A 25,324-nucleotide genomic window follows, 5' to 3' on the forward strand; every position below is an offset into this window, starting at 1 on the left:
CACGCCTCGAGATGGACGGAGAAGGTGATTCTGGCTCCGCTCATGTCTGCCCACCTTCACATTGGCTGGCTAGCCAGCGGGTCATCAGCACCTGCCAGGTGGGAATGGGAATGCCAAAGGCGGCGGCGAACCGTCGGCAATCGAGCCTGGAGTTGAGCGGTCGGCGGGCCGCCTGGGGCCAGTTCGCCGAAGGAATGGGTTTTATCGGAACGGGCCGCGCCAGCAGGCCAAGCCGACAGCATTCCTGCACCAGGGCCGACGCAAAGCCATGCCAACTCGCCTCTCCTTCGGGACTCAGATGATAGAGACCGCACTTGTCTGGCGCCTTCACGACCTGCTCCAGCGCCAGGAGCACGGTCGTCGCCAGCCAGTCCACCTGCGTCGGCGCCCCCCATTGATCCGCCACCACCTCAAGGGGCTGGCCCTCTTTGGCACGGCGCAGAATGGCACGCGCGAAGTGTGCCCCCTCCCCGCCATAAAACCAGCTGGTTCGCACAATTAGATGATGGGGACACAGGGCCTGGATGGCCTGCTCGCCGGCCAGCTTGCTGGCCCCGTAGACATTAAGCGGGGATGGGGCATCCGCCTCGCGCCAGGGTCCACTGCCGGAGCCGTCAAACACATAGTCGGTGGAGAAGTGCACCAGCAGCGCCCCCCTGGCACTGGCCTCCCGGGCAAGAAGTGACACCGCCTCATGGTTGATGCGCTCGGCGAGCGCAGGCTGGGCCTCTGCAAGATCGACTGCCGTATAGGCCGCGCCGTTGAGGATGACATCCGGCTGATAGCGCTCCAGGGCACCGATCAGCGCACCGGGGTCTGTGATGTCGCACTCCGCCCTACCAAGGGGCGTCACCTGCCAATGGGGATAATCCCGGCAGAGGGCAGAAAAAAGGGCTCGTCCCAACTGACCACGAGCCCCCAGCAACAAGATCCGCATCGAGGATTACCGCGCGCCAAAGCCGGTCAGAATGGTGCGGATGGTCTTGAACACGATGAGCACATCCAGCCAGAGGGAGAAATGCTTGATGTAATAAAAATCGTGCTCGATCTTGATGCGGGTATCATCGGCATCGGCGGCATAACCGTGCACCACCTGAGCCCAGCCGCTGATCCCTGGCCGCACGATATGACGATACATGTAAAAGGGGATCTCCCGCTCGAACTGATCGACGAAGGTGCGCTGCTCCGGCCTCGGCCCAATCAGGCTCATGTCTCCTTTGAGGACGTTGAAGAACTGCGGCAGCTCGTCGATGCGCAGCTTGCGGATCACCTTGCCCACCCGGGTGACGCGCATGTCGCCATCCTGAGCAAACTGGGCACCGGCCTTCTCCGAATCCTTGCACATGCTGCGGAACTTGTAGATGCAAAAATCCTTGTTGCCCTTCCCCACCCGGTTTTGCAGGAACATCACGGGACCCGGGCTCTCCAGCTTGATGAGGATGGCCGTCACCAGCATCAAGGGGGAGAACAGCGGGATCGCAATCAACGCGGCCAGGATGTCCATCCCCCGCTTGATGAAGGCATAAACGGGGGAAGGCAAGAGGGAGCCAAGCTGGTTCTCATGGAGATGGTCGATCTTTACGCGTCCGGTCAGGGTCTCGCTGATCTGCTTGATGTGATAGACGGGGATGTGAGCCAAAGCACAGCGTGCCAGGAAACGTTCCCATTCCCCCGCCAGCTTCTCATCTCGAAGATCTGCCACCACAGCGTCATAACGAACCTCCCCCAGATCCGGTTTATCAAGCAGACGCCATTGTACACTCTCATGTCTGGTCAAGGGCTGATAATCACCAAATGGGAGCAAGGCATACTTGGGTGTCCGGTAACGGCGACCGATGAAGTAGACCAGCCAGCAGCAGAGCAGGGCCACCACATACGATTCGAACAACACCTGACGACTGTAAGGCAGGCGCAGGAAGAAGAGAATACCGACCAGGACACCATAGAGGGTGGTCACCGTGGGGATCATATAGGCCACCGGACTAGCCCCCGGGTAGCGCAGGAAGCGATGCAGCACAATCCCGGTCAGCAAAAACGCCATGAAGGCACCGCTCAAGGTATTGATCCGGACAGCATCAAGGTGATGCCAAAACTCCAGGCCCCATCGCTCTACGGCTGGCAGGCAGACCGCAAGCAAGGCTCCAAAGATGAACAAGGCAGGAGGGTTGAATAACACACGCTCATACCAGCGTGAATGACGGCGTTGGTAGCTCAATGGAGGCCTCAAAGTACTTTTACAATAAAAAAACAGATAGATATCAGTCAGAACCAAACAGATCACGAGTGTAAAGTTTGTCGATTACATCATCAAGTTCAGCTACCCGTCTGTTCGCCAAGATCACATCGCAACTTGCTTTGAATTCTGGCAAATCAGTTATTACCTTAGAATGGAAAAATTCTTTCTCTACCAGTGTGGGCTCATAGATCACGACTTCAATACCTTTTGCCTTGATCCGTTTCATCACTCCCTGGATTGCTGAGGCACGGAAATTATCTGACCCTGCTTTCATCACCAGTCGATATATCCCAACACGCTTTGGATTTTTACGGATCACCGAGTCGGCGATAAAATCCTTGCGTGTAGTATTGGAATCAACGATGGCGCGGATCAGGTTATTAGGCACCTTGTTGTAATTGGCCAACAACTGCTTGGTATCTTTTGGCAAGCAATATCCGCCATAACCAAAAGAGGGGTTGTTGTAATGATTACCGATACGTGGATCCAGACCAATGCCATCAATCACTTGCCGACTATCCAACCCGTGCATTTGGGCATAGGTATCGAGCTCATTGAAAAACGCGACTCGCATCGCCAGATAGGTGTTGGCAAACAGCTTGATTGCCTCTGCTTCTGTGCTGTCAGTAAAGAGCACAGGCACATCCTGTTTGATAGCACCTTGCAGCAACAAGTTGGCAAACATCTGAGCCCGTTCGGAGCGCTCACCCACCACAATACGGGAAGGGTACAGGTTATCATAGAGCGCGCGACCTTCACGCAAGAACTCCGGTGAGAAAATCAGATTTTCGCAGCCCAGCTCTTCACGCAGCCGAGTAGTAAAGCCGACCGGAATGGTTGATTTAATCACCATAACCGCATCGGGATTTATGGCCATCACATCCTTAACTACCGACTCCACCGTGCTGGTATTGAAGTAGTTGGTTTCGGGATCGTAATCAGTGGGCGTCGCAATAATAACGAAGTCAGCCCCTTGATAAGCCTCCTCTTTATTAAGGGTTGCGCGTAAATTGAGATCATGGCTGGCCAGATAACTTTCAATCTCTTTATCGACAATAGGTGATCGCCCTTGATTGATCATCTCAACCTTGCTGGCAATCACATCAACCGCCACCACTTCATGGTGTTGCGCAAGTAAAACAGCATTTGATAACCCGACATATCCCGTGCCGGCGATAGCAATTTTCATTTTTATTTCCTGTACTTAATAAAACCGTTTATAGCGTACCACCCAAAATACCATACACTTTGCAAAATATTTAAACCAACCACATCACGATATAAACGCCACTGATAACCAGCGGCATTGAGTTTATTCTGCGACATGCCACTATCTGTGCGATACTGCGCCAGCACCTCAGGGATACCATGAGCCACATCACAAAGCTTCAGTAATTTAAGCCACAGCCCCATATCTTGTCGTTTGCGAATAAGTGGCATGGTTTGACGGCCTAACACCTCGGCATTATACATGGCCGTGAGGCAACCAATTACACACCCTTTAAGCAATTGATTATGAGTAACTCGCGTTGGCGGTATAATGACGCCACCCAAACCTGCATCAGAAAATTTTTGATACGCTGTATAACTGAACAAAGCCCCAGTCTGTTCCATATAAGCAACTTGAGTACTCAGCTTATTTGGCAGCCAGAGATCATCAGCATCTAAGAATGCAATATATTTCCCTGTAGAACGCTCAATTGAGTGATTCCGAGAGAAACCAGCACCACTATTTAGAGTGTTAACTTCTATACTGATTCTTGTATCTTTTTTAGAAAACTCTTGAAGCAATATTACTGTATCATCTGTGGAGCAATCATCAGTTATCAACAACTCCCAATTAGTATAATCCTGCTTAATAACACTACTGATTGTCTCGATTATGTTTTCTGAAGAGTTATATGTTGGCATAATAATTGAGACTAGAGGGTCTTGCTGAATCATATTATCCTCTTCTACATGACATCATCAAATATCTATGATGTTGCACAAGTAATGTCATCGCTACCAAGCGATGAAAAACAATAGCGTGCTTTCATAGAACCACTTTAATAAAATCTAAAAGCCTGACTTCCAATATATATGTGCATCACCACCAAATATTGCTGCCCATTTTGCAAAAGTAGAAAGGGACAGAACTTTATACTTTGAGTTCATTATGTATTTAAAGTTTTCTCGTGGATTTGGTTTGTGAATCTCATCAATTTCGCATAATCCATCCAACAATGAAGACGCATAATTAACATCGTCAGTAATAACATGAAAAATAGGCTCTTTAACCTTCTTCATTATATTTGAAATGGCATGCTTGTAATACTCCCTATCATCATCTGTTGACAGACCCAATCGTAAAAACTCCCCCCCCCTAACATTAATTACAACCAAGTTATCTGGCAAGATCATATTTAAATCGCATCTTATAATAGGCTTAAGCAATTTAAAATATTCATTTCTCACACGCACAGTTTCAAAGTATCCATCTAAAAACAAATTATCTTTCAGAGGATGGATACCTATGTCCTCCTCATTAAATTCATCCGAAAAAAATCCATATTTCGACAAAGAAACTCCTAATCGGCTACTTAACTTAGGAAGCCTAAACTTTAGAATGAAATGGCTTTTAAAAATAACGAATTTATCAAGTTCCTCTTTCGACAAAACCTCGTATAGCAGGAACCCCCAATATTCGTTATAGTTTTTCATGCCAGAAGTATCGATGACAATTCTGTCATAATTAAATTTCCTAAAGAGATAATATGCAAATGAAAATTGATAAAGTTGATTACCCAGTCCGCCGGAAATCCTTAAATATATGTTTTTCATAGAAGAGCCAGAGCAGCGAATAAAAGAATAAGCATCAAGGAAGAAAATACTCTTCCAACAATAAAACTTATAACAGCCGTCAATGCAAGATCGGCATTTTTGTCACAACTACGGGCTAACGTAGGATCAACATAAAATGCATGAGTCAATGTTCCTAGCATAGTCACAAATGCAGACATTTGAACTATCATCGCTCTATTATCAACAAAGACAGTAGCCAAATAATTAACAATTAATATACCACTAGCGGTCAGTAAAAAAGATACACATGAAGCCGCTATTAGTTTTTTATTTAACTCATTAATCAATACGGATGATGTATCAAAATAAACTACAGATTTCAAATTTGATTGCTTATTTAGCCAGCGATAAGACTTAACCAAAAACCTTATAACATTCGAGTTAAAGCTTAAAGAAAGAAACGCAAACACTAGAATAAATACCATGATGCCAATCATTGCAACATCACTTGAACTAACACCAGTATCAATAAGAAAGCCTAACAATGGAGCTGACAATAAAATGAAAAAACGGCCTAGTGTGGCAAACCTAACATGCGATGAATACCCTAAACTGGGCTCTGAGTTTACCGCTCCAATAAATCTCAACCAGACACCTAGTGATTCAGCTACAATTGAAGTGGCTATAAACAATGATATCAAATAGCTCATGACCATCTCACCATCCAGTTAATAAAAGATGGACGCCAAACTTGAATGAACTTGCGCTTAGAGTTAATTAACGCCCCTGTTGCTACGTGAGCATCATGACGGTATGACAAGTCAACTTTAATAAACTCACAATGGTGCAATTCCATGTAGCTTCCAAACTCTAACTCCTCAGAGTATAGAAATGAATTCTCGTTGAAGACTTCCATATCAGACAGGCACTTTTCATTAAAGCAAAAAAGGGAACCATGGACAGTCCAAACCTTACTTTTTACCATTCCTAAAAGTTTAAGAATCGAAGTGACAAAGATCAATACTATTGGAGAGTTGGTTTTTAATGTTAATACATGTAAAAATAAACCCTTTTTTTGTAGCCTTGTCAAAAAAGGGTTTCTGTCTCTATCCCCCTCAAGCGCTTTAGCTTGATATATAAATTTACCCGAAGGGAATACTGCAGGAACACTCATATATTTAATATCTAGATTACCTGCGAAATAAATTTTCTCCGAATCAGATGCTAGGCTTCCACAATATCTTATGGCCAAATTCAATGCTCTACCATAGCCAATATTATCAGACTCCAACAAGATAAAACCTAATTTACTAGACAAGAGCTGAACTCTTTCTCTTTCTTCTTTGGATTTAAAATTATCAACAATCAGAATCAATGCAGAGGGCTCAAAATTTTTTATATTTTCAACCCATTCATTAATTAACGCACTAGTACCATAGTTCACGGAGATAAAACACTTCATTAACCAGCCACCCTTAGAAATATTGAAAACTTATCGTTATGAATTCTATCCATATGATATCTGAGATAGCTTAACATGACAGCACCTTCTTATTAGAGGGTTTCGATTTTAATTCTTACAGAGTAATAAGATACAAATGAAAATATAAATAAAGCAACAAGGATTGTGTTATAAACAAAAATACTAGTGACAAATGACCATAGTAAAAATATAGTGATTGCGATGCAAAGGAAAGTAAATAATTTTTTGGTTTTTATATTTCTAGTTTTTATCAATACAGAAATTGAGAGGCCAAAAGATACATATAGCACAGCCATACCAAAAATAGTGATATCCTCGATGATTGGACGCAGAGCTGTATAAATGTTACTTATTCGACCATTTCCTATATTTACGCCCTCATAGATACCTATATTTCTTTCCTTGAATCCAATTAGGTCTGAAATTCCAGCAAAAGTATTCACTCCCAGTTGTGGTTGTTCACTCAAATCAATATTCTCGATCCAAATTGAAAAAACAGGTATATGCCCCACAAACCACGTTATTAAATGACTTAAAATCCCAATTAAGTCAAAGTCTTCTTTCCCCCCCCTAAATATTTGTATAATCAAAAAAAACAAAAATACTACTATTAATGCAAAAGCTAGCTTAAGAATTGTTTTTGTTGATAATGAAATAGCGCGACCAGACTCCTTCACCTGAGAAACAATGATATAAGATGAGATAAAACAAAAGGTCATCATCATCATACCAGCCCTGGCTGCCATTAAAAAACTATCTAACAATGCGATAAAAAACAACAATACTATAAGCGCCCACGTATAACGCAGTGGCGAGGTAATATTACTTTTATTTACAGCTAAAATAAAACCAAGCATGAAGGCTGAAAAATACGCAAAGATAGAGCCAATTTTGTATAGGAGAGATAAGTTCTGCTCTCCTGAGTATCTATCAAGAGCGCTATTATTAGAGATTTGGAGGTAATTTGAGATAGAGAAATTAAATAAGTCAGCTTGGCTGAAATTGCTTACAACGCCCACACCATAAAAAACAATGGATAAAAAAACAAAAAATAAAATATGTCTGAACTTAAATTCAAAAACCACCTTCGTTAAGGGTAAATCCAGCAAAGGAATTAAGCCAACTTGAATACAGATTATTGGAATGTATAATGTAATCAAAGCATAAAAACTCCATTCCAGACCAATAAAGTCAACTAAAACAAATGGATATATAAATAAGCACTCTAGGAATAATGGGATTAGAAAACCAACATTTCTTGATGTCCCATATAATATAAAAAAAGAAAATCTTACAATCAAAACTACCAATATGGCTATATATAGCACGTATAGGGGCCCACCAAAATAAACCTATTAGATTAGACAGCAGTTTTCATTTAAATAAAACAGCTGAGTTTATTGATGTAGCATTAAGGTCTTTACTTGATAGATTAGGCTGTTTGGTTATTGGCCACTGAATTTCTAGCTGAGGATCATTCCACAATATTGAAGCTTCACTCTGCACAGCATAGTAATTGGTTGTTTTATACAAAAACTCTGCACTTTCACTAAGTGTAACAAATCCGTGTGCAAAACCCTCAGGAATCCATAACTGTCTCTTATTATCACCGGAAAGATACACCCCCACCCATTTCCCAAATGTCGCAGAGCCTCTTCGGATATCAACAGCAACATCGAATACTTCGCCAGCTACACAACGAACCAACTTTCCTTGCGCATGAGGAGGTAACTGATAATGCAGCCCACGTAGTACTCCTTTAGATGACTTAGAGTGATTGTCCTGTACAAAAGTCACAGGGTAACCAACTGCCTCCTCAAACAACTTGTGATTGAAGCTCTCAAAGAAAAAACCACGTTCGTCACCAAATACTTTTGGCTCAAAGATAAGCACGTCAGGAATCGCTGTCTTGATTACATTCATCGTTATATCCATATTAAATTCAAGATTGAGGGAAACAGCCCCATAATATCACATCAGACTTTCGCAACCATTTTTAACAGATATTGCCCATAGGCATTCTTTACCAGTGGTGATGCAAGCTCACGTACTTGGTCAGCAGTAATAAACTTCTGGCGATAGGCAATTTCTTCTGGGCAAGATACTTTTAATCCTTGGCGAGTTTCAATGGTCTGAATAAAGTTACTTGCCTCAATCAAGCTTTCATGTGTACCTGTATCAAGCCACGCATAACCGCGCCCCATCATGGCGACCGACAGATTACCCTGTTCAAGGTAAATGCGGTTTACATCGGTGATTTCCAGTTCACCACGGGGAGAAGGCTTCAGGCCCTTGGCTATTTCGACCACACTGTTGTCGTAGAAGTAGAGCCCAGTCACCGCATAGTTGCTCTTGGGCTCCACTGGCTTCTCTTCTAGAGAGATCGCTGTGCCCTGCTTATCAAACTCCACCACCCCATAACGCTCAGGGTCATGAACGTGGTAAGCAAAGACGGTAGCGCCGCTCTCTTTAGCTGCGGCTGCTTCCAGCTGTTTCTGCAGGTCGTGGCCGTAGAAGATGTTGTCCCCCAGCACCAGCGCACAGGGGTCTGAACCGATAAACTCTTCACCCAGAATAAAGGCTTGTGCCAACCCGTCCGGACTTGGCTGCACCTTGTACTGCAAATTCAGACCCCACTGGCTGCCATCACCCAGCAATTGCTCAAAGCGGGGGGTATCTTGCGGCGTGCTGATGATCAAAATATCGCGAATCCCCGCCAGCATCAGGGTGCTGAGCGGATAGTAGATCATCGGCTTGTCATAGATGGGCAGCAGCTGCTTGCTCACCGCCATGGTCACCGGATAGAGACGGGTGCCAGAGCCACCGGCCAGAATAATGCCTTTACGTTTGGTCATGATGCTTGTTTCTTATTTTTAAATTGCAAAAGAAAAGGGTGGCTTGCGGCCACACCTTTCTGTTTTATCCCTGCCAGCCAGAGAGGCAGTCACTACATCCCTGGCCAGTGATTTACTTGCCGAGGATCTCGGTCAACATCCGCTCCACACCGACGGTCCACTCCGGCAGCACCAGATCGAAGGTGCGCTGGAATTTGCCGGTATCCAGGCGGGAGTTATGGGGGCGTTTGGCCGGGGTCGGGAAGGCGCTGGTCGGCACCGCATTGAGTTGTGTCACCGCCAGTTCAACGCCAGCCTCTCTGGCTTTGGCAAACACCAGCTGGGCGTAGTCAAACCAGGTGGTGGTACCGGAGGCAATCAGATGGTACAGCCCGGCGACCTCGGGTTTGCGCTGCGCCACACGGATCGCATGGGCGGTGCAATCGGCCAGCAACTCGGCGCCGGTCGGAGCGCCGAACTGGTCATTGATCACTGACATCTCGCTACGCTCTTTGCCAAAGCGCAGCATGGTCTTGGCAAAGTTGGCACCCCGAACGGAGTAAACCCAGCTGGTACGGAAGATCAGGTGACGGGAACAAAGCGCAGCCCCTTGCTCACCCGCCAGCTTGGTTTCGCCATAGACGTTGAGGGGGGCAGTTGCATCGGTTTCCACCCAGGGGCGCTCACCGCTGCCATCGAACACATAGTCGGTCGAGTAATGCACCAACCAGGCACCCAACGCTTCCGCTTCTTTGGCGATAGCGGCTACGCTGGTCGCGTTGAGCAGCTCGGCAAACTCCCGCTCGCTTTCGGCCTTGTCGACTGCGGTGTGGGCTGCGGCATTGACAATCACGTCCGGCTTGACCAGACGTACCGTGTCTGCCACCCCTGCCGGGTTGCTGAAATCACCGCAATAATCGGTGGAGTCAAAATCAACGGCGGTGATACGCCCGAGCGGCGCCAGCGCACGTTGCAGCTCCCAGCCTACCTGACCGTTTTTGCCAAACAGCAGAATATGCATCAGGCACGCTCCCCGTAATTCTGCTCAATCCAGGATTGGTAGGCACCGCTCTTGACGTTGTTGACCCACTGCTGGTTATCCAGATACCACTGCACTGTTTTGCGAATGCCCGACTCGAAAGTTTCTTGCGGTTGCCAAGCAAGTTCACGGTTCATCTTACTGGCATCGATGGCATAACGGCGATCGTGACCGGGGCGATCCGCCACATAGGTGATTTGATCGCGGTAAGAGCCCTCTTTGGGCACCATCTCGTCCAGCAAATCGCAGATGGTGTGTACCACCTCCAGATTCTGCTTCTCGTTATGACCGCCGATGTTGTAGGTCGCCCCGACCACGCCCGTGGTCACCACCTTGTAGAGCGCGCGCGCGTGATCTTCCACATAGAGCCAATCACGAATTTGGTCGCCCTTGCCATATACCGGCAGCGGCTTGCCATCCAGCGCATTGAGGATGACCAGCGGGATCAGCTTCTCGGGGAAGTGGAACGGGCCGTAGTTGTTGGAGCAGTTGGTAACGATGGTCGGCAGGCCGTAAGTCCGACGCCAAGCGCGCACCAGATGGTCGCTGGAAGCCTTGGAGGCAGAATAGGGGCTGCTGGGGGCATAGGGGGTGATTTCGGTAAAGAGCGGCAGTGCAACACCGGGGGCGACTTCATCCGGATGGGGCAAGTCACCATACACCTCGTCGGTGGAGATATGGTGGAAGCGGAAGGCCGCCTTGCGTACCTCGTCCAGACCGTTCCAGTAGGCGCGAGCCGCTTCCAGCAGCATGTAGGTGCCGACGATATTGGTCTCGATAAAGTCGGCAGGGCCTGTGATGGAGCGGTCAACATGGCTCTCGGCGGCCAGGTGCATCACAGCATCCGGCTGGTGCTGGGAAAACACTCGGTCCAGTTCGGCGCGGTTGCAGATATCCACCTGTTCAAAGGCATAACGTTCACTGTTTGCGACACTGGCCAAGGATTCCAGATTGCCCGCATAGGTGAGTTTGTCGAGGTTGATCACTGAATCTTGGGTATGTTGAATAAGATGGCGAACAACAGCCGAACCGATAAAACCGGCACCGCCGGTTACAAGGATCTTCATTGAAAGGTTCCCGATTGCAATCTAATGAAAAGGAAAGATTTTTGGTTAGGGTTTGCTACTGTGCATCGCTCTGGCTGGTTTTTCTCTTCATAGGGCAAAGTGATTGCGCTGAGTTCACAAATGCTTAGACCCACTCAACGAAATTCGTTGGGTGATGTTTGTCTGTCTGCATGCAGAAAGACTCTCAAAGCAAGAGGATTAACGGCGATGAACCAACGCAAGATTGAAATGGATAAATGATCACGCTACCGCCCGTAGGTTACAGCTCCCAACATGCTGCTTTTAACCTGATTGTCAGTGCTGTTGGCCATCACATCCTCCAGCTTCTTGTTTTGATTGATGTTTAACAATGTTGTCGCATTACATTGCACACCCAGGCAGTCCGCAGTCCGCAGTGTGCATTGCTCACATCTTGGGCTATCTGTGCCTTAAACCCGATTTTGGGCCAGATTCTATCTTGTTTGACACTGGTATTAATAGTCATAACCGCAGAAAACCTCTCGTAGGGTAGGGATTCAAAATTGCCACTCATTCGACCTTCTGACCCTTCTCGCGCAACATCCATCCCTACGCCACACTGGGAGTTGTTCCCAATCACCGGCGTCAAACAATAAAATTGAATATGTTCAGGCGATTACAACTGCATGCCTGCGTTACCCTGATGCTCGGAGCCAAGTTGTGACGATGAGCTCTGCTGCAACAGTACAGTGAGTCCCCATACCCACCAGTGCGATCAGAACAGTCGCAAGTAGTCACCAATGGAACCCCGGCAGTCCTCATCTGATTCGACAGCATGATTCACAATAAAGCACGAAAGGCATGGCTGCCGATGCAAGGACGGGTAGAGGAGACAAAGGTTGGCATGATTCAGTCCTGATACAGGGGGGTCAAGTAGGATCCGCATTGACTCTCCTTCTTGTTGACCCTCTAATTGACAGCCTGGACCCTTATCATCATGCATCTTATGAAAATCCTACTGGTCGAAGACGACAAGCTGCTCAATCACCACCTCTCCACGCTGTTGACCGAGGCCCAGAATCAGGTTCACAGCACGGACAATGCCCAGGTGGCGCTGCACTATGCGACCGACTACCCCATCGACGTGGCCATCATCGATCTCGGCCTGCCGGACATGGACGGCCTGCAGCTCATCAGCCGCCTGCGCGAGCAGCAGATCCCCTTCCCCATCATAGTGTTGACCGCGCGGGGCAACTGGCAGGACAAGGTGGAAGGGCTGGAAGCCGGGGCGGACGACTACCTGGTCAAGCCCTTCCAGAAGGACGAGCTGCTGGCCCGCCTCAATGCCCTGGTGCGCCGCAGCGCCGGTTTCATCTCCCCCAGGGTGAAGGCGGGTGACTACGAGCTGGATCTCTCCCGCAAGGAGCTGACCATCGCCGGCGAAGTCACCGTGCTCACCAGCTTCGAGTATCTGATCCTGGAGTACCTGATGCGCAACGCCCGCCAGGTGGTCTCCAAGCAGCAACTGCTGGACCAGCTCTACGGGGATGGCGAAGGGGATCCCAACACCATAGAGGTGATGGTGAGCCGACTGCGCAAGAAACTGGATCCGGAAGGGCTCATCCAGCCCATTTCCACCATCCGCCGCCAGGGTTACATCTTCAACCTCTCCTGCAGTTGATGCCCCTTGCCATGCTGCACCCCATGACACTGATCCGTCGCTCGCTGCACCTCAAGCTGATGCTGAGCGCCATGCTGGTCATCGCGCTCATCATGGCCTTCTCCGTCTATATCCTCTACCTCGGCCACGCCGAGGAGCAGGCCCAGAAAGCCAGCATCCGCATGCAGGAGAACCTCTCCAAGCTGTTCTCCTCCAAGCAGCCGGAGCCCCACGCCATCACGGATCTCGGCGGTCTGACCCCGGATGCCATCGACCCCAATCTCGACACCCTGATCTGCCGCTCCGATGGAGAGTTGAGCTGGTCCAGCCTGCACATGCCCGAGGTAATCACCATCAAGGAGACCATCTGCCGGGATCTGATGAAGTACCTTGGGGGCCTGGATCAGGACTATTTCTTCAAGCTGCACACCATCAAGAATGGCGAGAGCTACTTCATCTACAGCCTGCGCTTCCTGCGCAACCACGGCGACGGCCCCACGACCTACTACGTGGTGATGGTCGATTCCGCCAAGCGCTACCAGGCCCAGACCCGGGACTATCTCTACCGGTGCATTCGCCAGGCCTTGCTCGCCTACAGCCTGCTCGGCGCCCTGCTGCTGCTCACCAGCTTCTGGAGCCTCTCTTCCCTGCGCACCATGGCGCGGCAGATAGACGAGATCCGTGCCGGCACGCGGGAAGCGCTCTCCAAGGACTACGAGCGGGAGCTGACGCCGCTGACCGAATCCGTCAACCAGTTGCTGGAAAACGAGCGCCAGCAGACCCAGCGCTATCAGCATGCGCTCAACGATCTCGCCCACAGTTTGAAGACCCGGCTGGCCCTGATCCAGATCACCGCCCAGGAGCTCAAGCTCGGCCACGACATCCATGACAACATCAGCGAACAGATCACCACCATGGATCAGATCATCCAGTACCAGCTGCGCCGTGCCGTCACGGGTCGCAAGCGCCTCGCGAGCAAGGGCACCGAGCCGGTACCGCTCATCGAGAAGCTGCTGGCCAGCCTCGCCAAGGTCTATCGCCACAAGAAGCTGCAGACCGGCTTCCAGTTCGATGACGATGTCTTCTTCCACGGCGAGCAGGGCGATCTGATGGAGTTGATGGGCAACCTGCTCGACAACGCCTGCAAGTTCGCCATCAGCGAGATCCGGGTCCATGTCGGCCACCAGGACAACGGCCTGCTCATCGTGGTGGAGGATGACGGCCCCGGCATCGCCCCCGGCAAGTCGCAGCAGATCTTCCAGCGCGGCGTCAGGGCCGACAGCTCCCCGGGCCAGGGAATAGGGCTCGCCGTCGTCACCGAAATCGTGCACAGCTACGGCGGCAAGATCCGGGTGGATGAGTCTCCCCTCGGCGGCGCCCGCTTCCATATCACTCTCCCCTGACAGATCGGGGCCAGGCCAGTGCCTGGCCCCTGCCGCATTCGGGCATCGCCATCCCGGCGCTCACCTTCTCCCACCATTTCCCCTATGCTGCCGGGCGATGCCTTGCCGAGGGCAATGGTGCTGACAAGCTGCACCCCATCAGAAACCGATGGGCCTCTCCCCTCACCCCCTGCTCGAGCAGAAACGACGGGCATAAAAAAACCGGCCGCGAGGGCCGGTGAAACAGTTCAGGCTTGTCAGGTGACAATTCGCACCCAGCGGATGAAGACAGCTTCCAATTCCCTGTGAAACCCTGTCCTCTTGAGTACGTGAGCCTACTCTACGCCAGGGCCACTGAATCAGGGCTGAACCACGATGAAATCGTTTCCCTAGCCTGTCAGAGACGGATCCCGAGGGACTGGCGCAGATAGGCGCCCGCACCGAGCAGGCCCGGACCTTCGTGGGTGATGAGGAACACGGGGATGTCCTTGAGGTAGGACTTGAAGCGCCCCTTGTCCTCGAACGCCACCCGGAAACCGGAGGCGATAAAGAACTCCTGGAAGCGCGGTACTATGCCGCCGGCGATGTAGACGCCGCCAAAGGTGCCCATGTTGAGGGCCAGGTTGCCGGCAAAGCGCCCCATCAGCACGCAGAAGAGGCTCAGGGTACGGCGACAATCCAGGCATTCCCCCGCCAGCGCCCGCTCCGTGATGTCCTTGGGTTCGAACGCCTCGGGCTCCCGGCCGTCGGACTTCACCAGCCCGCGGTACAGGTTCACCAGACCCGGACCGGAGAGGAAGCGCTCGGCCGACACATGGCCCAGCTCGCCGCGCATCACCTGCAGCACAGCATCTTCCTCTTCCGTGTTGGCGGCGAAGTCCACGTGCCCGCCCTCACCCGGCAGACTGAGCCACTGTTCGCCGGCCTGCACCAGGTGGGCGACCCCGAGGCCGGTGCCGGCACCATAGATGGCGATGGGCTTGCCGGCCACTGGGGCCGCGCCCCCCAGCTGGATGCGATCGCTCTCGCCGAGCACGGGCACCGCCATGGAGACGGCAGTGAAGTCGTTGATCACCTGCAGACGCGCCAGGCCGAGGTTGGCCTGCATCTCGCTGATGGAAAACTCCCAGCTGTGGTTGGTCATGGCGACCCAGTCGCCGTTGATGGGACAGGCGATGGCGATGCAGGCCTCGCCCACCTTGGCACCATGTTCTTCCAGATAGAGGCGCACCACGGCCTCCAGGCTGGGGTGGGCCAGCCCTGAATAGGTCTTTGCCTGGGAAATGGCGCCGGTCGCCAGCTCGCACAGGGCCAACCGGGCATTGGTACCGCCTACGTCGCCCACCAGCGCATGGGTATGCTGCATAACAAACTCCTTCGTTACCGACTCGGGGCGGCCCTTACCGTCCCGACCTTGTTATTTGGCTGCAATACTACTCGAGCCCACTTCCCGGCGGCGCGTTTTATGAATGCAACTGTGCGCCCGCTCACAGTGTTGTTGCTTTGCAACATTTGTAAGCGTTTTCAAGGGCGGGATGGAAGTTTGTAACTAAAAACACGAAATAATTAGACATGAGTCATACTTTGTATGGACGAGATTAGTTCCGATAAGCGCTTGTCTTGTATAGTCATCGCGGAGATTGGAAACCTGCTTGAGCTGTGAATTTAGTGCACAGACACTGAAGTTAAATTACAAAAATGCCTGGTGGTAATGATGAATACCCTCGATAAAATTACGAACAATTTGGAAAGTTTCAGTAAATCAGAGCGTAAGGTGGCGGAAGTGATCCTGGCATCCCCCCAGACCGCCATTCACTCCAGCATCGCCACCCTGGCCAAGCTGGCGGATGTCAGCGAACCCACTGTCAATCGCTTCTGCCGTCGCCTCGATACCAAGGGCTTTCCCGACTTCAAGCTGCACCTCGCCCAGAGCCTGGCCAACGGCACCCCCTATGTGAACCGCCACGTGGAAGCGGAAGACGGGCCCGACACCTACACCGCCAAGATCTTCGAGTCCACCATGGCCTGTCTCGATGCCGCCAAGAACAGCCTGGACATCTCCGCCATCAACCGCTGCGTCGACATCCTGACCCAGTCCAAGAAGATCAGCTTCTTTGGCCTGGGCGCCTCTTCCGCCGTCGCCCGGGATGCCCAGAACAAGTTCTTCCGCTTCAACATCCCCGTGGTGAGCTTCGACGACATCGTCATGATGCGCATGAGCTGCATCAACAGCAGCGAAGGGGACGTGGTGGTACTCATCTCCCACACCGGACGTACCAAGGCGCTGGTGGAAATTGCCGCCCTGGCCCGTGAAAACGATGCCACCGTGATCGGCATGACCGCCAAGGACTCCCCCCTGGCCCGCGAGTGCAACCTGGTACTCTCCATGGACGTGCCGGAAGACACCGACGTCTACATGCCCATGGCGTCGCGCATCGCCCAGCTCGCCCTGGTGGATGTGCTGGCCACCGGCTTCACCCTGCGCCGTGGCATGAAATTTCGCGAAAACCTGAAAAAAGTCAAAGAAGGTTTGCGCGAATCCCGCTTTGATACCCCGCACTCCTCCTGATCATTCGGGGGTTCGCCCCCGACTGTCTAAGCCACCGGGCTTGGTGTAGTATCGAAATTCAATCACAGAAGGCCACCCAGATGGCCTGCAAGCCGGCGCCATGCCACATGCTTGACGGGGCAGTATTTCAAGTCATATCAACTTCACATTGGAGTCTTTCATGCCAAGACGTACAAAGATTGTAACCACACTCGGTCCGGCGACCGATCGCGACGGCATCCTCGAGGGGATCATCCGCGCCGGTGCCGACATGGTGCGGATGAACTTCTCTCACGGCACTCCTGAAGACCATATCCAGCGCGCCAACCAGGTGCGTGAAATCGCCGCCAAGCTCGGCCGCCACGTGGCCATCATGGGGGACCTGCAAGGTCCCAAGATCCGCGTCTCCACCTTCAAGGATGGCAAGATCTACCTCGCCATCGGTGACAAGTTCATCCTCGACGCCGCCCTCGGCAAGGGAGAAGGCTGCCAGGAGCAGGTCGGCATCGACTACAAGAGCCTGCCAAACGACGTCGTGCCAGGCGATATCCTGCTGCTGGACGATGGCCGGGTACAGTTGAAAGTGGAACAGGTGGAAGGCACCCGCATCCACACCACGGTCACCGTGGCCGGCCCCCTCTCCAACAACAAGGGCATCAACAAGAAGGGGGGCGGCCTCTCCGCTCCGGCCCTGACCGACAAGGACAAGGAAGACATCAAGACCGCCGCCCGCATGAACGTGGACTACCTGGCGGTCTCCTTCCCCCGCAGCGGCGATGACCTGCGCTACGCCCGCGAGCTGGCCCGCGAAGCCGGTTCCAACGCCAAGATAGTGGCCAAGGTCGAACGCGCCGAGACCGTCGCCAGCGACGAGGCGATGGAGGACATCATCCTCGGCTCCGACGCCGTCATGGTGGCCCGGGGCGATCTCGGCGTCGAGATCGGTGATCCCGAGCTGGTGGGTGTGCAGAAGAAGCTCATTCGCCACTCCCGCCGTCTGAACCGCGTGGTCATCACCGCGACCCAGATGATGGAGTCCATGATCAACGCACCGCTGCCGACCCGCGCCGAAGTGATGGACGTGGCCAACGCCGTGCTGGACGGCACCGATGCGGTGATGCTTTCCGCCGAGACTGCCGCCGGCCAGTTCCCCATCGAGACAGTCACCTCCATGGCCAGCGTCTGCGTGGGCGCCGAGAAGCACCCGAGCCTGAACGTCTCCAACCACCGCATGAGCTACACCTTCACCTCGGTGGAAGAGGCGGTGGCCATGTCCACCATGTATGCGGCCAACCACCTGGAAGGGGTCAAGGCGATCGTGGCGCTGACCGAATCGGGCACCACCCCGCTGCTGATGTCCCGCATCAGCTCCGGCCTGCCGATCTTCGCCATGTCCCCCCACAACAAGACCCTGGCCTGGGCCAACCTCTACCGCGGCGTCACCCCTGTGCTGTTCGACGGGGACGAGACCAAGCCGGTCTACGAGGTGTGCCGCGACGCCCTGGACGTGCTCAAGGCCAAGGGGCTGCTGCAAAGCGGCGACATGGTGTTGCTCACCCACGGCGACAAGATGGAGACCGTCGGCAGTACCAATACCTGCAAGGTGATGATGGTCGAGTAATCGCCCAGCCACCGGCAACAAAAACGGCTCCCGCGGGAGCCGTTTTTCATGGTGACCAGGCTGGATCAGCCGCGAAACAGCTCCACCTTGTCCCCATCCTGCAGGCTGCCGGCGCCGCGCACCACCACCCTGTCCCCCTGCTTGAGGGCCCCGCTCACCGCCACCTGCCGGTTGTCGCCAAACAACACTGTGACCGGCACCCGGTTCACCTTGAGATCCGCGCCACTCTGCTCCACCTGGTAGACCACGCTCCCCTCGGTGCCGAGCACCAGAGCATCCCGCGGCAGCAGCATGGTCTGCCGCTCCCCCATCGGCAGCGCTACCCGCACCGGCGAGCCTATGATGAAACGCCCAGGCTCGGGTCTGAGGCGCAGCTCGATGAGGCGGGATTTGGGATCGGCGCTCGCCGCCCGCTGGTAGTAGACGGCGTGGCTGCTGAGCTGCTCCCCCTCCACCCGCAACCGGGTCTGGGCGGCCAGTTGCTGGGCCCAGGCGATGGGCGCCCGCAGCCGGATGTCCGGCTCGTCGGGATTGACCAGCTCCAGCGCCTGCTCCCCTTCATCCACGTGCTCCCCCGGCTGGACGAAGTGCTCGTTCACCACACCATCGAACGGCGCGAAGATGCGGCTTCTGCGCAGCTGCTCCTCGATCTGGCGCACCTGTACCCGGGCCAGTTGCTCGGCCAGTTCCGCCTGCTCCACATCGTAGCGCGCCTTGTCGTACTGGCTTTGGGAGGCGCTCTTCTGCTGGTGCAGCCGCTCCAGACGCTGGAACTCTGCACGGGCGTAGCGCAGGTTGCTCGCCTCCCTGGCTTGCTCCGCCCTGGCCTGCTCCAGCGAGAGGCGCAGGGTCGCGCCGTCCAGGCGCAGCAGCTCGTCCCCCGCCTTCACCCGGCTGCCGAACTCGGCAACCCACTCCACCCGTCCGCTGACCTCGGCGCTGAGCGCCGCCTGCTGACGGCTCGCGACCGTGCCGCTGACCCAGATGCTGGCCCCCGCCTCCCCCTGGGCCACCTCCGCCAGGGTCACCATCTTGCTCTGCGCCTGCGCGGGCAACGCGCCCGCCAGCAGCAGGGCGCCCACTGCCATCCTTGTGAAACCTTGTGTCATCGTGAGCTCCTTGCTCAGGCCCGCTGCCGAATGGCCTGCGGCACGTCGACCCGCTCACCCAGCCGCAGGAAGGCGGGTAGCAGGATCAGGGTAAACAGGGTGCTGCAACTCATGCCGCCGACGATGACGGTGGCCAGCCCCCGGTAGATTTCGCTCCCCTCGCTCGGGCTCAACATCAGCGGCAACATGCCGAAGATGCTGGTGAGGCTGGTCATGGCGATGGGGCGCATCCGGCTTTGCAGGGCATCGGCCACCGCCAGCTGGCGACTCAACCCCTCCCGCTCCGCCGTGCGGGTCTGGTGCACCAGCAGGATGGCGTTGTTGACCACCAGCCCCAGCAGGATGACGAAGCCGATGATGGTCAGCAGATCCATCGGCAGCGGCACCAGCAATCCGCTCAGGCGCAGTGCCAGCACGCCACCAACCGCAGCCAGCGGCAGGGTCAGCAGCACCAGGATGGCGTCTTTCAAGGAGGCGAATACCCCCCACAGCAGGATGAGCAGGATCAGCACCGCAAACAGGAAGATGCTGCCGAGGTTGTCCAGCGCCTGTTGCAAGCTGTCGGCATTGCCGGCGACTTGCAGCTCCCCACCGGCCGGCAGTATGGGCCGGATGGCGGCAAAGCTTTTGCTCTGCAGGGTCTCCAGCACCTGCTCCATGCTCATGCCGTCCGGCGGGGTGATGAAGAGCTGGATGCTGCGCCGGCCATCGGCCCGAAAGATGCTCTCCGGCCCCAGGCTATGCTCCACCCGCAGCAGTTCGCCCAGCGGCACGATGCGCCCGGACGGGGTTGCAAGTGGCACGGCTCTGAGTTCATCCGGATTGGCCGAGCGCTGGCCCATCAGCAGGATGTCCAGCCGGTCTTCGCCGTCGAAATATTCGCCGACCCGCAGGCCATCCCCGAAGGTCTGGATGATGGTGGGCATGGGGGTGCGATCCCAGCCAACCTCGGCCAGACGCCTGTCTTGCGGCACCAACCTCAGCTCGGGGGCGGTGAAGTCGAGACCGGGATCCGGCCTTATCTGGGCCCCCGGCAGGTCTTTCTGTACTATGGCCATGCTCTCGCGAGCAGCCCGATAGAGCTCGGGCAGGGTGCCCCCCTGAATGAGCAAGGAGATGCTGTTCTCGCTGTCAAAACCGCCAAACAGGGAGCCCTGGCCGCCGAAGGCCCGGGTATCCGGGATATTGGCGAGCAGCTTGTCCATCAGCAGGCGCTCGAGCACCTTGATCTGGGTCTCGTCTTTGGGGCGCACCCCGATCTGGGCACCGCCCGGGTAGCGCAAGATGTAGTAGTTCTTGAGGGCTGGTTCCTTCTCTCCCTTCATATAGGGATCCAGCCTGGCAATCAGGGTATCTATTACCTCCTCTCGCTGGGCTTTGGGGTTGACCCCTGGGGTGAAGGTCATCCAGACGTCGATGGCGTCCCGTTTCACGTCCGGCAGGTAGTTCATCTTGGGCAGCAGCAGCCAGCTCGCCAGCACGGGCAGACTCATCATCAGGGTGATGATGGTCCAGCGCTGGCGAGGCGTCGCTGTCCAGCGGATCACATGGCGAGTGGTGCCCTGCCACAGCTTGTCATAGGGATCGGTCAGGCGCTCGCGCCCCATCCAGCGCGCCGCCACCGCCGGCAAGACGGTCACGGCCACCACCATGGAGACGGTGACCGCACAGGCGATGGTCAGCGCCAGATCCGCAAACAGCTGCCCCTCGACGTCGTTGAGCAGCAGCACCGGCAGGAAGATGGCGACCGTGGTCAGGGTGGAGGCCACCAGCGCCGTCCACACCCGATTGGTTCCCTCGAGCGCCGCCTCCGACTTGCTGATATCCCCCGGCTCGGTGCGGCGGTAGATGCTCTCCAGCACGACGATGGCGGCATCCAGCACCATGCCCACCGCGAAGGCGATGCCGGCTAGGGAGATGACGTTGAGGGTGCGCCCCATCACCTTGAGCAGACAGAAGGTGAGCATGATGCTGATGGGGATGGCGATCGCTATCATCAGGGTCGCCTTGATCTGGCGCAGGAAGACCCAGAGGATGGCGCAGGAGAGCAGCACCCCCAGCCCCAGATTGGCGGTCACCATGCCCACCGCCCGGTTGATGTACAAGGAGGCGTCAAACGACTGCTCCATGTGCAGGCCGACCGGCTCCAGCACCTCCCGGTTGAGCTCCCCCACCTTGGCCTTGATCCCCTCCAGTGCCGCCAGCGCATTGGCGCCGCTCTCCTTGAAGATCTGGGCCGCGATGGCGGTATTGCCGTTCTGGATGCGCAGCACAGGATTCTCCTCCCGGGCCAGCCGCACCTCGGCCACATCCCGCAGATAGATGGGCAGGCCATCGCGCCAGTCCACCACCTTGTCCCCCAGGGTCTCGACGTCGTAGCGACCGGCGAAGCGCAGCTTGTACTCCCAACGGCCGATGTCGAGGGTGCCGGCGGAGACGTCCCAGTCGGTGCTGGCCCGACTGGCAAGCACCGGGATCTCCACCCCGAGCTCGGCGGCACGATAAGGGTCGAAGCGCACCTGGATCTGACGCTCGTTGATCCCCTCGATGTCGACCGTCGACACCCCGGGGATCCGCTCCAGCTCTGGCTTGACCCGCGCCTCGATCAGCGCCTGATGATCGTCGATCAACCCCTTGGCGCCGGGCAGTTGCTGGATGAAGAAGAAGGTGAGGGTGTCGTTGGTGCTGTAGTTGTTGACGTAGGGGCCGTCGATGTTGTCCGGCAGGCCGGAGACCCGGTTCAGGCGCGAGATGACGTCGAGCTGGGCCCGCTGCATGTCGGTGCCGAGGGCAAATGCCATGTTGATCTCGGTGAAGCCGGGGTAGCTGTTGCTGCCGATGCTTTTCAGCCCCTGCACCCCCTGCATCTCCTGCTCGATGGGGTCGGTGACCTCCGACTCCATCTCCTGGGGCGAGGCGGAGCGCCAGCTCACCGAGATGTTGAGGTGGGGACGATCGATGTCGGGGAACAGCTGGATGGGCAGTCCCCGGATGCTGAGCAGGCCCAGCAGGAAAATAAGCACGACCGAAACCGCCACCCAGATGGGGCGTTCGATCGCCGTTTTGGCGAGGTTCATTCACTCTTCCTGAGTTGTTGTTATCGGCCATTCCGCTGGCCTGGCTTCCTGCCCAAGGGTGAGGGCCATTGCATTAAACTGGAATTAATCGGCATTGTAAATGCCTGGTTAAACAACAAAAAACCGGCCACATGGGCCGGTTTTTCAATCTAGCGTCAGACTCAGGCGGCATGCACCGCCGGGGCCGGTTGAGACAGCCCTTCCAGCTCTCCCGGGGCGAAGTTGTCCACCTGTATCGCTTCGTAGCGCAGGGCATCGGCGGCCAGCAGCTTGTCCGCCTCGTCCTGGCTCAGGATGGATTGGGACAGGGCGGCGGCGACCAGCTCGCTCAATGCCATCTTGCGCGGCAACTTGCCCTCTTTCTGGGCCTGCACCAGCTTCTTCTCGATGGGCTGGACGGCGACCATGGCCTGGAAGGCGCGTTCCATCAGGCCGACCGGATCCGCGTCGTCCTTGCCCACGTAGCAGAGGGCGGTCAGACGGTCGCGGAATTCGCCCGGCTTCATCATGGCCAGACAGATGGCGTGGCAGCGATCGTCTGCCGGCATCTTGTAACCGACACCAAACGGGAACACCACGCGCTTGAGCACGGCACCCGCCACCTTGTTCGGGAAGTTCTGGAAGAAACCCTCGAACGCCTTGCCGATGAGATAGAGGTTGCGCTCCACCGCGTACTGCACGAACGGCAGATCCGAGACCATACGGCCCTGATCCTCGTAGTGCTTGAGGGTGGCGGAGGCCAGATAGAGGTGGCTCAACACGTCACCGAGGCGGGCGGAGATCATCTCCTTGCGCTTGAGATCCCCCCCCAGCATCAGCATGGAGACGTCGGCGCACAGGGCCAGCCCTTTACTCATGCGGGAGAGCTGCTTGTAGTAGCGAGCGGTCTCGCCGCCCACAGGGGAACTATTGAACTGACCCAGGGTCAGCCCCTGGAACAGGGCGCCGAAGAAGTTGCCGGTACCAAACGCAATGTGTTTCATCAGCAGGGCGTCGAATTTCTCGAGGCCACGCTCCACGTCGGTGTCGGCGGCGGCTTCCAGCTCGGCGAACACGTAAGGGTGACAGCGGGTCGCCCCCTGGCCGAAGATCATCAGGTTGCGGGTCAGGATGTTGGCCCCTTCCACCGTGATGGCCACCGGAATGCCCATGTAGGCGTAGCCGGTGTAGTTCTTCGGACCGAGCTGGATGGCGCGACCGGCGTGGATGTCCATGGAGTCGTCCATCACCTGACGGGCCATCTCGGTCATGTGGTACTTGGAAATCGCGGTAACGATGGCCGGTGCCTGCCCCAAGTCCAGGGAGCCCGCTGTCATGCGGCGAGCCCCTTCCAGCTGATAGGTCAGGCCGCCGATGCGAGCCAGCGCCTCCTGCACCCCTTCAAACTTGCCGATGGACATGCCGAACTGCTTGCGCACATAGGAGTAGGCCCCCACGGTGCGGCTCGCCATGTGACCACAGGCGGTGCCAAGGGCCGGCAGAGAGATGCCACGACCGGCGGAGAGGCACTCCACCAGCATGCGCCAGCCGCGACCCGCGTATTCCGGGCCGCCGATGATCCAGTCCAGCGGAATGAACACATCCTTGCCGAAGGTCGGGCCATTCAGGAACGCCAGCCCCATGGGGTAGTGGCGATCGCCGACCCGCACACCCGGGTGGTTGGTCGGGATCAGGGCACAGGTGATGCCGATCTCCTCCTTGTCCCCCAGCAGCTTGTCCGGGTCATACATCTTGAATGCCAGCCCCAGCACGGTGGCGCGCGGCGCGAGCGTGATATAGCGCTTGTTCCAGTTCAGGCGAAGCCCGAGCACTTCCTCCCCCTTGTACATCCCCTTGCAGACGATCCCCTTGTCCGGGATGGCGCCCGCATCGGAGCCCGCTTCCGGACCGGTCAGGGCAAAGCAGGGCACTTCCTTGCCGTTGGCCAGCCCCGGCAGCCAGAAGTCCTTCTGGGCCTGGGTGCCGTAGTGCATCAGCAGCTCGCCCGGGCCCAGGGAGTTCGGCACCATGACGGTGACCGCCACGCTCAGGCTCTTGGTGGCGATGCGGGTGACGATGGTGGAGTTGGCTATCGCCGAGAACTCGCGGCCGCCGTAGGATTTCGGGATGATCAGGGCGAAGAAGCCTTCCTTCTTCAGGTAGTCCCAGACCGGCTCAGGCAGATCCTTGGTCTCGTTGACGATCTTGAAGTCGTCCACCATGGCGAGCAGGGTTTCGACCTGGTTGTCGATGAAGGCCTGCTCCTCGGCGCTCAGGGTCGCCTTGCCGTAGCCGTGCAGCTTCTTCCAGTCGGGGTTGCCGCGAAACAGCTCGCCATCCCACCAGACGGAGCCGGCCTCCATGGCCTCCCGCTCGGTGGCCGACAGGGGCGGTAGTATCTTCTTGAAGATGCCGAATACGGGGCGGGTCACCACCTTTTTACGGATGGCGGGGACACCGAGCACCACGGCTATCGCCAGCACCAGCAGGACAAGCAATGTGATCATACCGAAGTTCCTTCTATTTCACTGTTTCCGTTGATTATTG

Annotated in this window: 20 protein-coding genes; 4 read left to right on the forward strand and 16 right to left on the reverse strand. The window is 55.2% G+C overall.

Going from position 1 to position 25,324, the window contains the following annotated elements; genetic code table 11:
* Positions 1–40: 40 nt before the first annotated feature.
* From rfbD (I6L39_RS19845) to rfbB, 12 genes are all read right to left on the reverse strand, one after another.
* Positions 41–937, reverse strand: coding sequence for a dTDP-4-dehydrorhamnose reductase (gene rfbD, locus I6L39_RS19845; RefSeq protein WP_216990609.1), 897 nt, complete (start codon positions 935–937; stop codon positions 41–43).
* Between the two features lie 6 nt (positions 938–943).
* The gene (locus I6L39_RS19850; protein WP_216990610.1) at positions 944–2,215 is read right to left on the reverse strand and encodes a sugar transferase; all 1,272 of its coding nucleotides are present in this window, start codon (positions 2,213–2,215) and stop codon (positions 944–946) included.
* Between the two features lie 43 nt (positions 2,216–2,258).
* Positions 2,259–3,425 (reverse strand): nucleotide sugar dehydrogenase, encoded by a 1,167-nt coding sequence (locus I6L39_RS19855; RefSeq protein WP_216990611.1) that lies wholly within the window; start codon positions 3,423–3,425, stop codon positions 2,259–2,261.
* Between the two features lie 2 nt (positions 3,426–3,427).
* Positions 3,428–4,180, reverse strand: coding sequence for a glycosyltransferase family 2 protein (locus tag I6L39_RS19860; RefSeq protein ID WP_216990612.1), 753 nt, complete (start codon positions 4,178–4,180; stop codon positions 3,428–3,430).
* A 114-nt stretch (positions 4,181–4,294) separates the two neighbouring features.
* Positions 4,295–5,059, reverse strand: a complete 765-nt coding sequence (locus tag I6L39_RS19865; RefSeq protein WP_216990613.1) for an alpha-1,2-fucosyltransferase — start codon at positions 5,057–5,059, stop codon at positions 4,295–4,297.
* Positions 5,056–5,730: a DUF2837 family protein gene (locus I6L39_RS19870; RefSeq protein ID WP_216990614.1), complete on the reverse strand. Its 675-nt coding sequence runs from the start codon at positions 5,728–5,730 to the stop codon at positions 5,056–5,058. The genes I6L39_RS19865 and I6L39_RS19870 overlap by 4 nt, the downstream gene beginning before the upstream one ends.
* Complete coding sequence (locus I6L39_RS19875) at positions 5,727–6,464, reverse strand: hypothetical protein (RefSeq protein WP_216990615.1); 738 nt, start codon at positions 6,462–6,464, stop codon at positions 5,727–5,729. The genes I6L39_RS19870 and I6L39_RS19875 overlap by 4 nt, the downstream gene beginning before the upstream one ends.
* A 110-nt stretch (positions 6,465–6,574) precedes the next feature.
* Positions 6,575–7,831 carry an O-antigen polymerase gene (locus tag I6L39_RS19880; protein ID WP_216990616.1) on the reverse strand — a complete coding sequence of 419 codons (1,257 nt, stop codon included), beginning with the start codon at positions 7,829–7,831 and terminating at the stop codon, positions 6,575–6,577.
* 46 nt (positions 7,832–7,877) lie between these two features.
* On the reverse strand, positions 7,878–8,426 hold the full coding sequence (gene rfbC, locus I6L39_RS19885; RefSeq protein ID WP_216990617.1) for a dTDP-4-dehydrorhamnose 3,5-epimerase: 549 nt from the start codon (positions 8,424–8,426) through the stop codon (positions 7,878–7,880).
* A gap of 53 nt (positions 8,427–8,479) precedes the next feature.
* Positions 8,480–9,358, reverse strand: coding sequence for a glucose-1-phosphate thymidylyltransferase RfbA (gene rfbA / locus I6L39_RS19890; RefSeq protein ID WP_216990618.1), 879 nt, complete (start codon positions 9,356–9,358; stop codon positions 8,480–8,482).
* Positions 9,359–9,470: 112 nt separating this feature from the next.
* Positions 9,471–10,358, reverse strand: coding sequence for a dTDP-4-dehydrorhamnose reductase (rfbD, locus tag I6L39_RS19895; protein ID WP_216990619.1), 888 nt, complete (start codon positions 10,356–10,358; stop codon positions 9,471–9,473).
* Positions 10,358–11,443, reverse strand: coding sequence for a dTDP-glucose 4,6-dehydratase (gene rfbB, locus I6L39_RS19900; protein ID WP_216990620.1), 1,086 nt, complete (start codon positions 11,441–11,443; stop codon positions 10,358–10,360). Before rfbB ends, rfbD (I6L39_RS19895) begins: the two co-directional genes overlap by 1 nt.
* A 964-nt stretch (positions 11,444–12,407) precedes the next feature.
* Between rfbB and I6L39_RS19905 the strand changes: the two genes are divergently transcribed.
* Both I6L39_RS19905 and I6L39_RS19910 read left to right on the forward strand, forming a co-directional pair.
* A complete protein-coding gene (locus I6L39_RS19905) occupies positions 12,408–13,082 on the forward strand; it encodes a response regulator (protein WP_010675337.1) in 675 nt (224 codons plus the stop codon).
* Positions 13,082–14,464: an ATP-binding protein gene (locus I6L39_RS19910; RefSeq protein ID WP_010675338.1), complete on the forward strand. Its 1,383-nt coding sequence runs from the start codon at positions 13,082–13,084 to the stop codon at positions 14,462–14,464. The genes I6L39_RS19905 and I6L39_RS19910 overlap by 1 nt, the downstream gene beginning before the upstream one ends.
* Positions 14,465–14,840: 376 nt before the next feature.
* Here the strand turns inward: I6L39_RS19910 and glk are convergent, their stop codons facing one another.
* Positions 14,841–15,809: a glucokinase gene (glk, locus tag I6L39_RS19915; protein WP_104454424.1), complete on the reverse strand. Its 969-nt coding sequence runs from the start codon at positions 15,807–15,809 to the stop codon at positions 14,841–14,843.
* Positions 15,810–16,157: 348 nt separating this feature from the next.
* On the opposite strand from glk, the gene I6L39_RS19920 reads away from it, so the two are divergent.
* Positions 16,158–17,012, forward strand: coding sequence for a MurR/RpiR family transcriptional regulator (locus tag I6L39_RS19920; protein WP_029314760.1), 855 nt, complete (start codon positions 16,158–16,160; stop codon positions 17,010–17,012).
* A 160-nt stretch (positions 17,013–17,172) separates the two neighbouring features.
* A complete protein-coding gene (gene pyk / locus I6L39_RS19925; protein ID WP_200164110.1) occupies positions 17,173–18,612 on the forward strand; it encodes a pyruvate kinase in 1,440 nt (479 codons plus the stop codon).
* A gap of 65 nt (positions 18,613–18,677) precedes the next feature.
* Here pyk and I6L39_RS19930 read toward each other — a convergent pair whose 3' ends face one another.
* The 3 genes from I6L39_RS19930 to I6L39_RS19940 form a co-directional block, all read right to left on the reverse strand.
* Complete coding sequence (locus I6L39_RS19930) at positions 18,678–19,721, reverse strand: efflux RND transporter periplasmic adaptor subunit (RefSeq protein ID WP_042076740.1); 1,044 nt, start codon at positions 19,719–19,721, stop codon at positions 18,678–18,680.
* A 14-nt stretch (positions 19,722–19,735) separates the two neighbouring features.
* Entirely contained in the window at positions 19,736–22,798 is a 3,063-nt protein-coding gene (locus I6L39_RS19935) for an efflux RND transporter permease subunit (protein WP_216990621.1), read from the reverse strand.
* A gap of 161 nt (positions 22,799–22,959) precedes the next feature.
* Positions 22,960–25,284: an acyl-CoA dehydrogenase gene (locus tag I6L39_RS19940; protein ID WP_216990622.1), complete on the reverse strand. Its 2,325-nt coding sequence runs from the start codon at positions 25,282–25,284 to the stop codon at positions 22,960–22,962.
* Between the last annotated feature and the right edge of the window lie 40 nt (positions 25,285–25,324).

This window comes from Aeromonas sp. FDAARGOS 1409, from assembly GCF_019048705.1.
Lineage (GTDB): Bacteria > Pseudomonadota > Gammaproteobacteria > Enterobacterales > Aeromonadaceae > Aeromonas > Aeromonas sanarellii.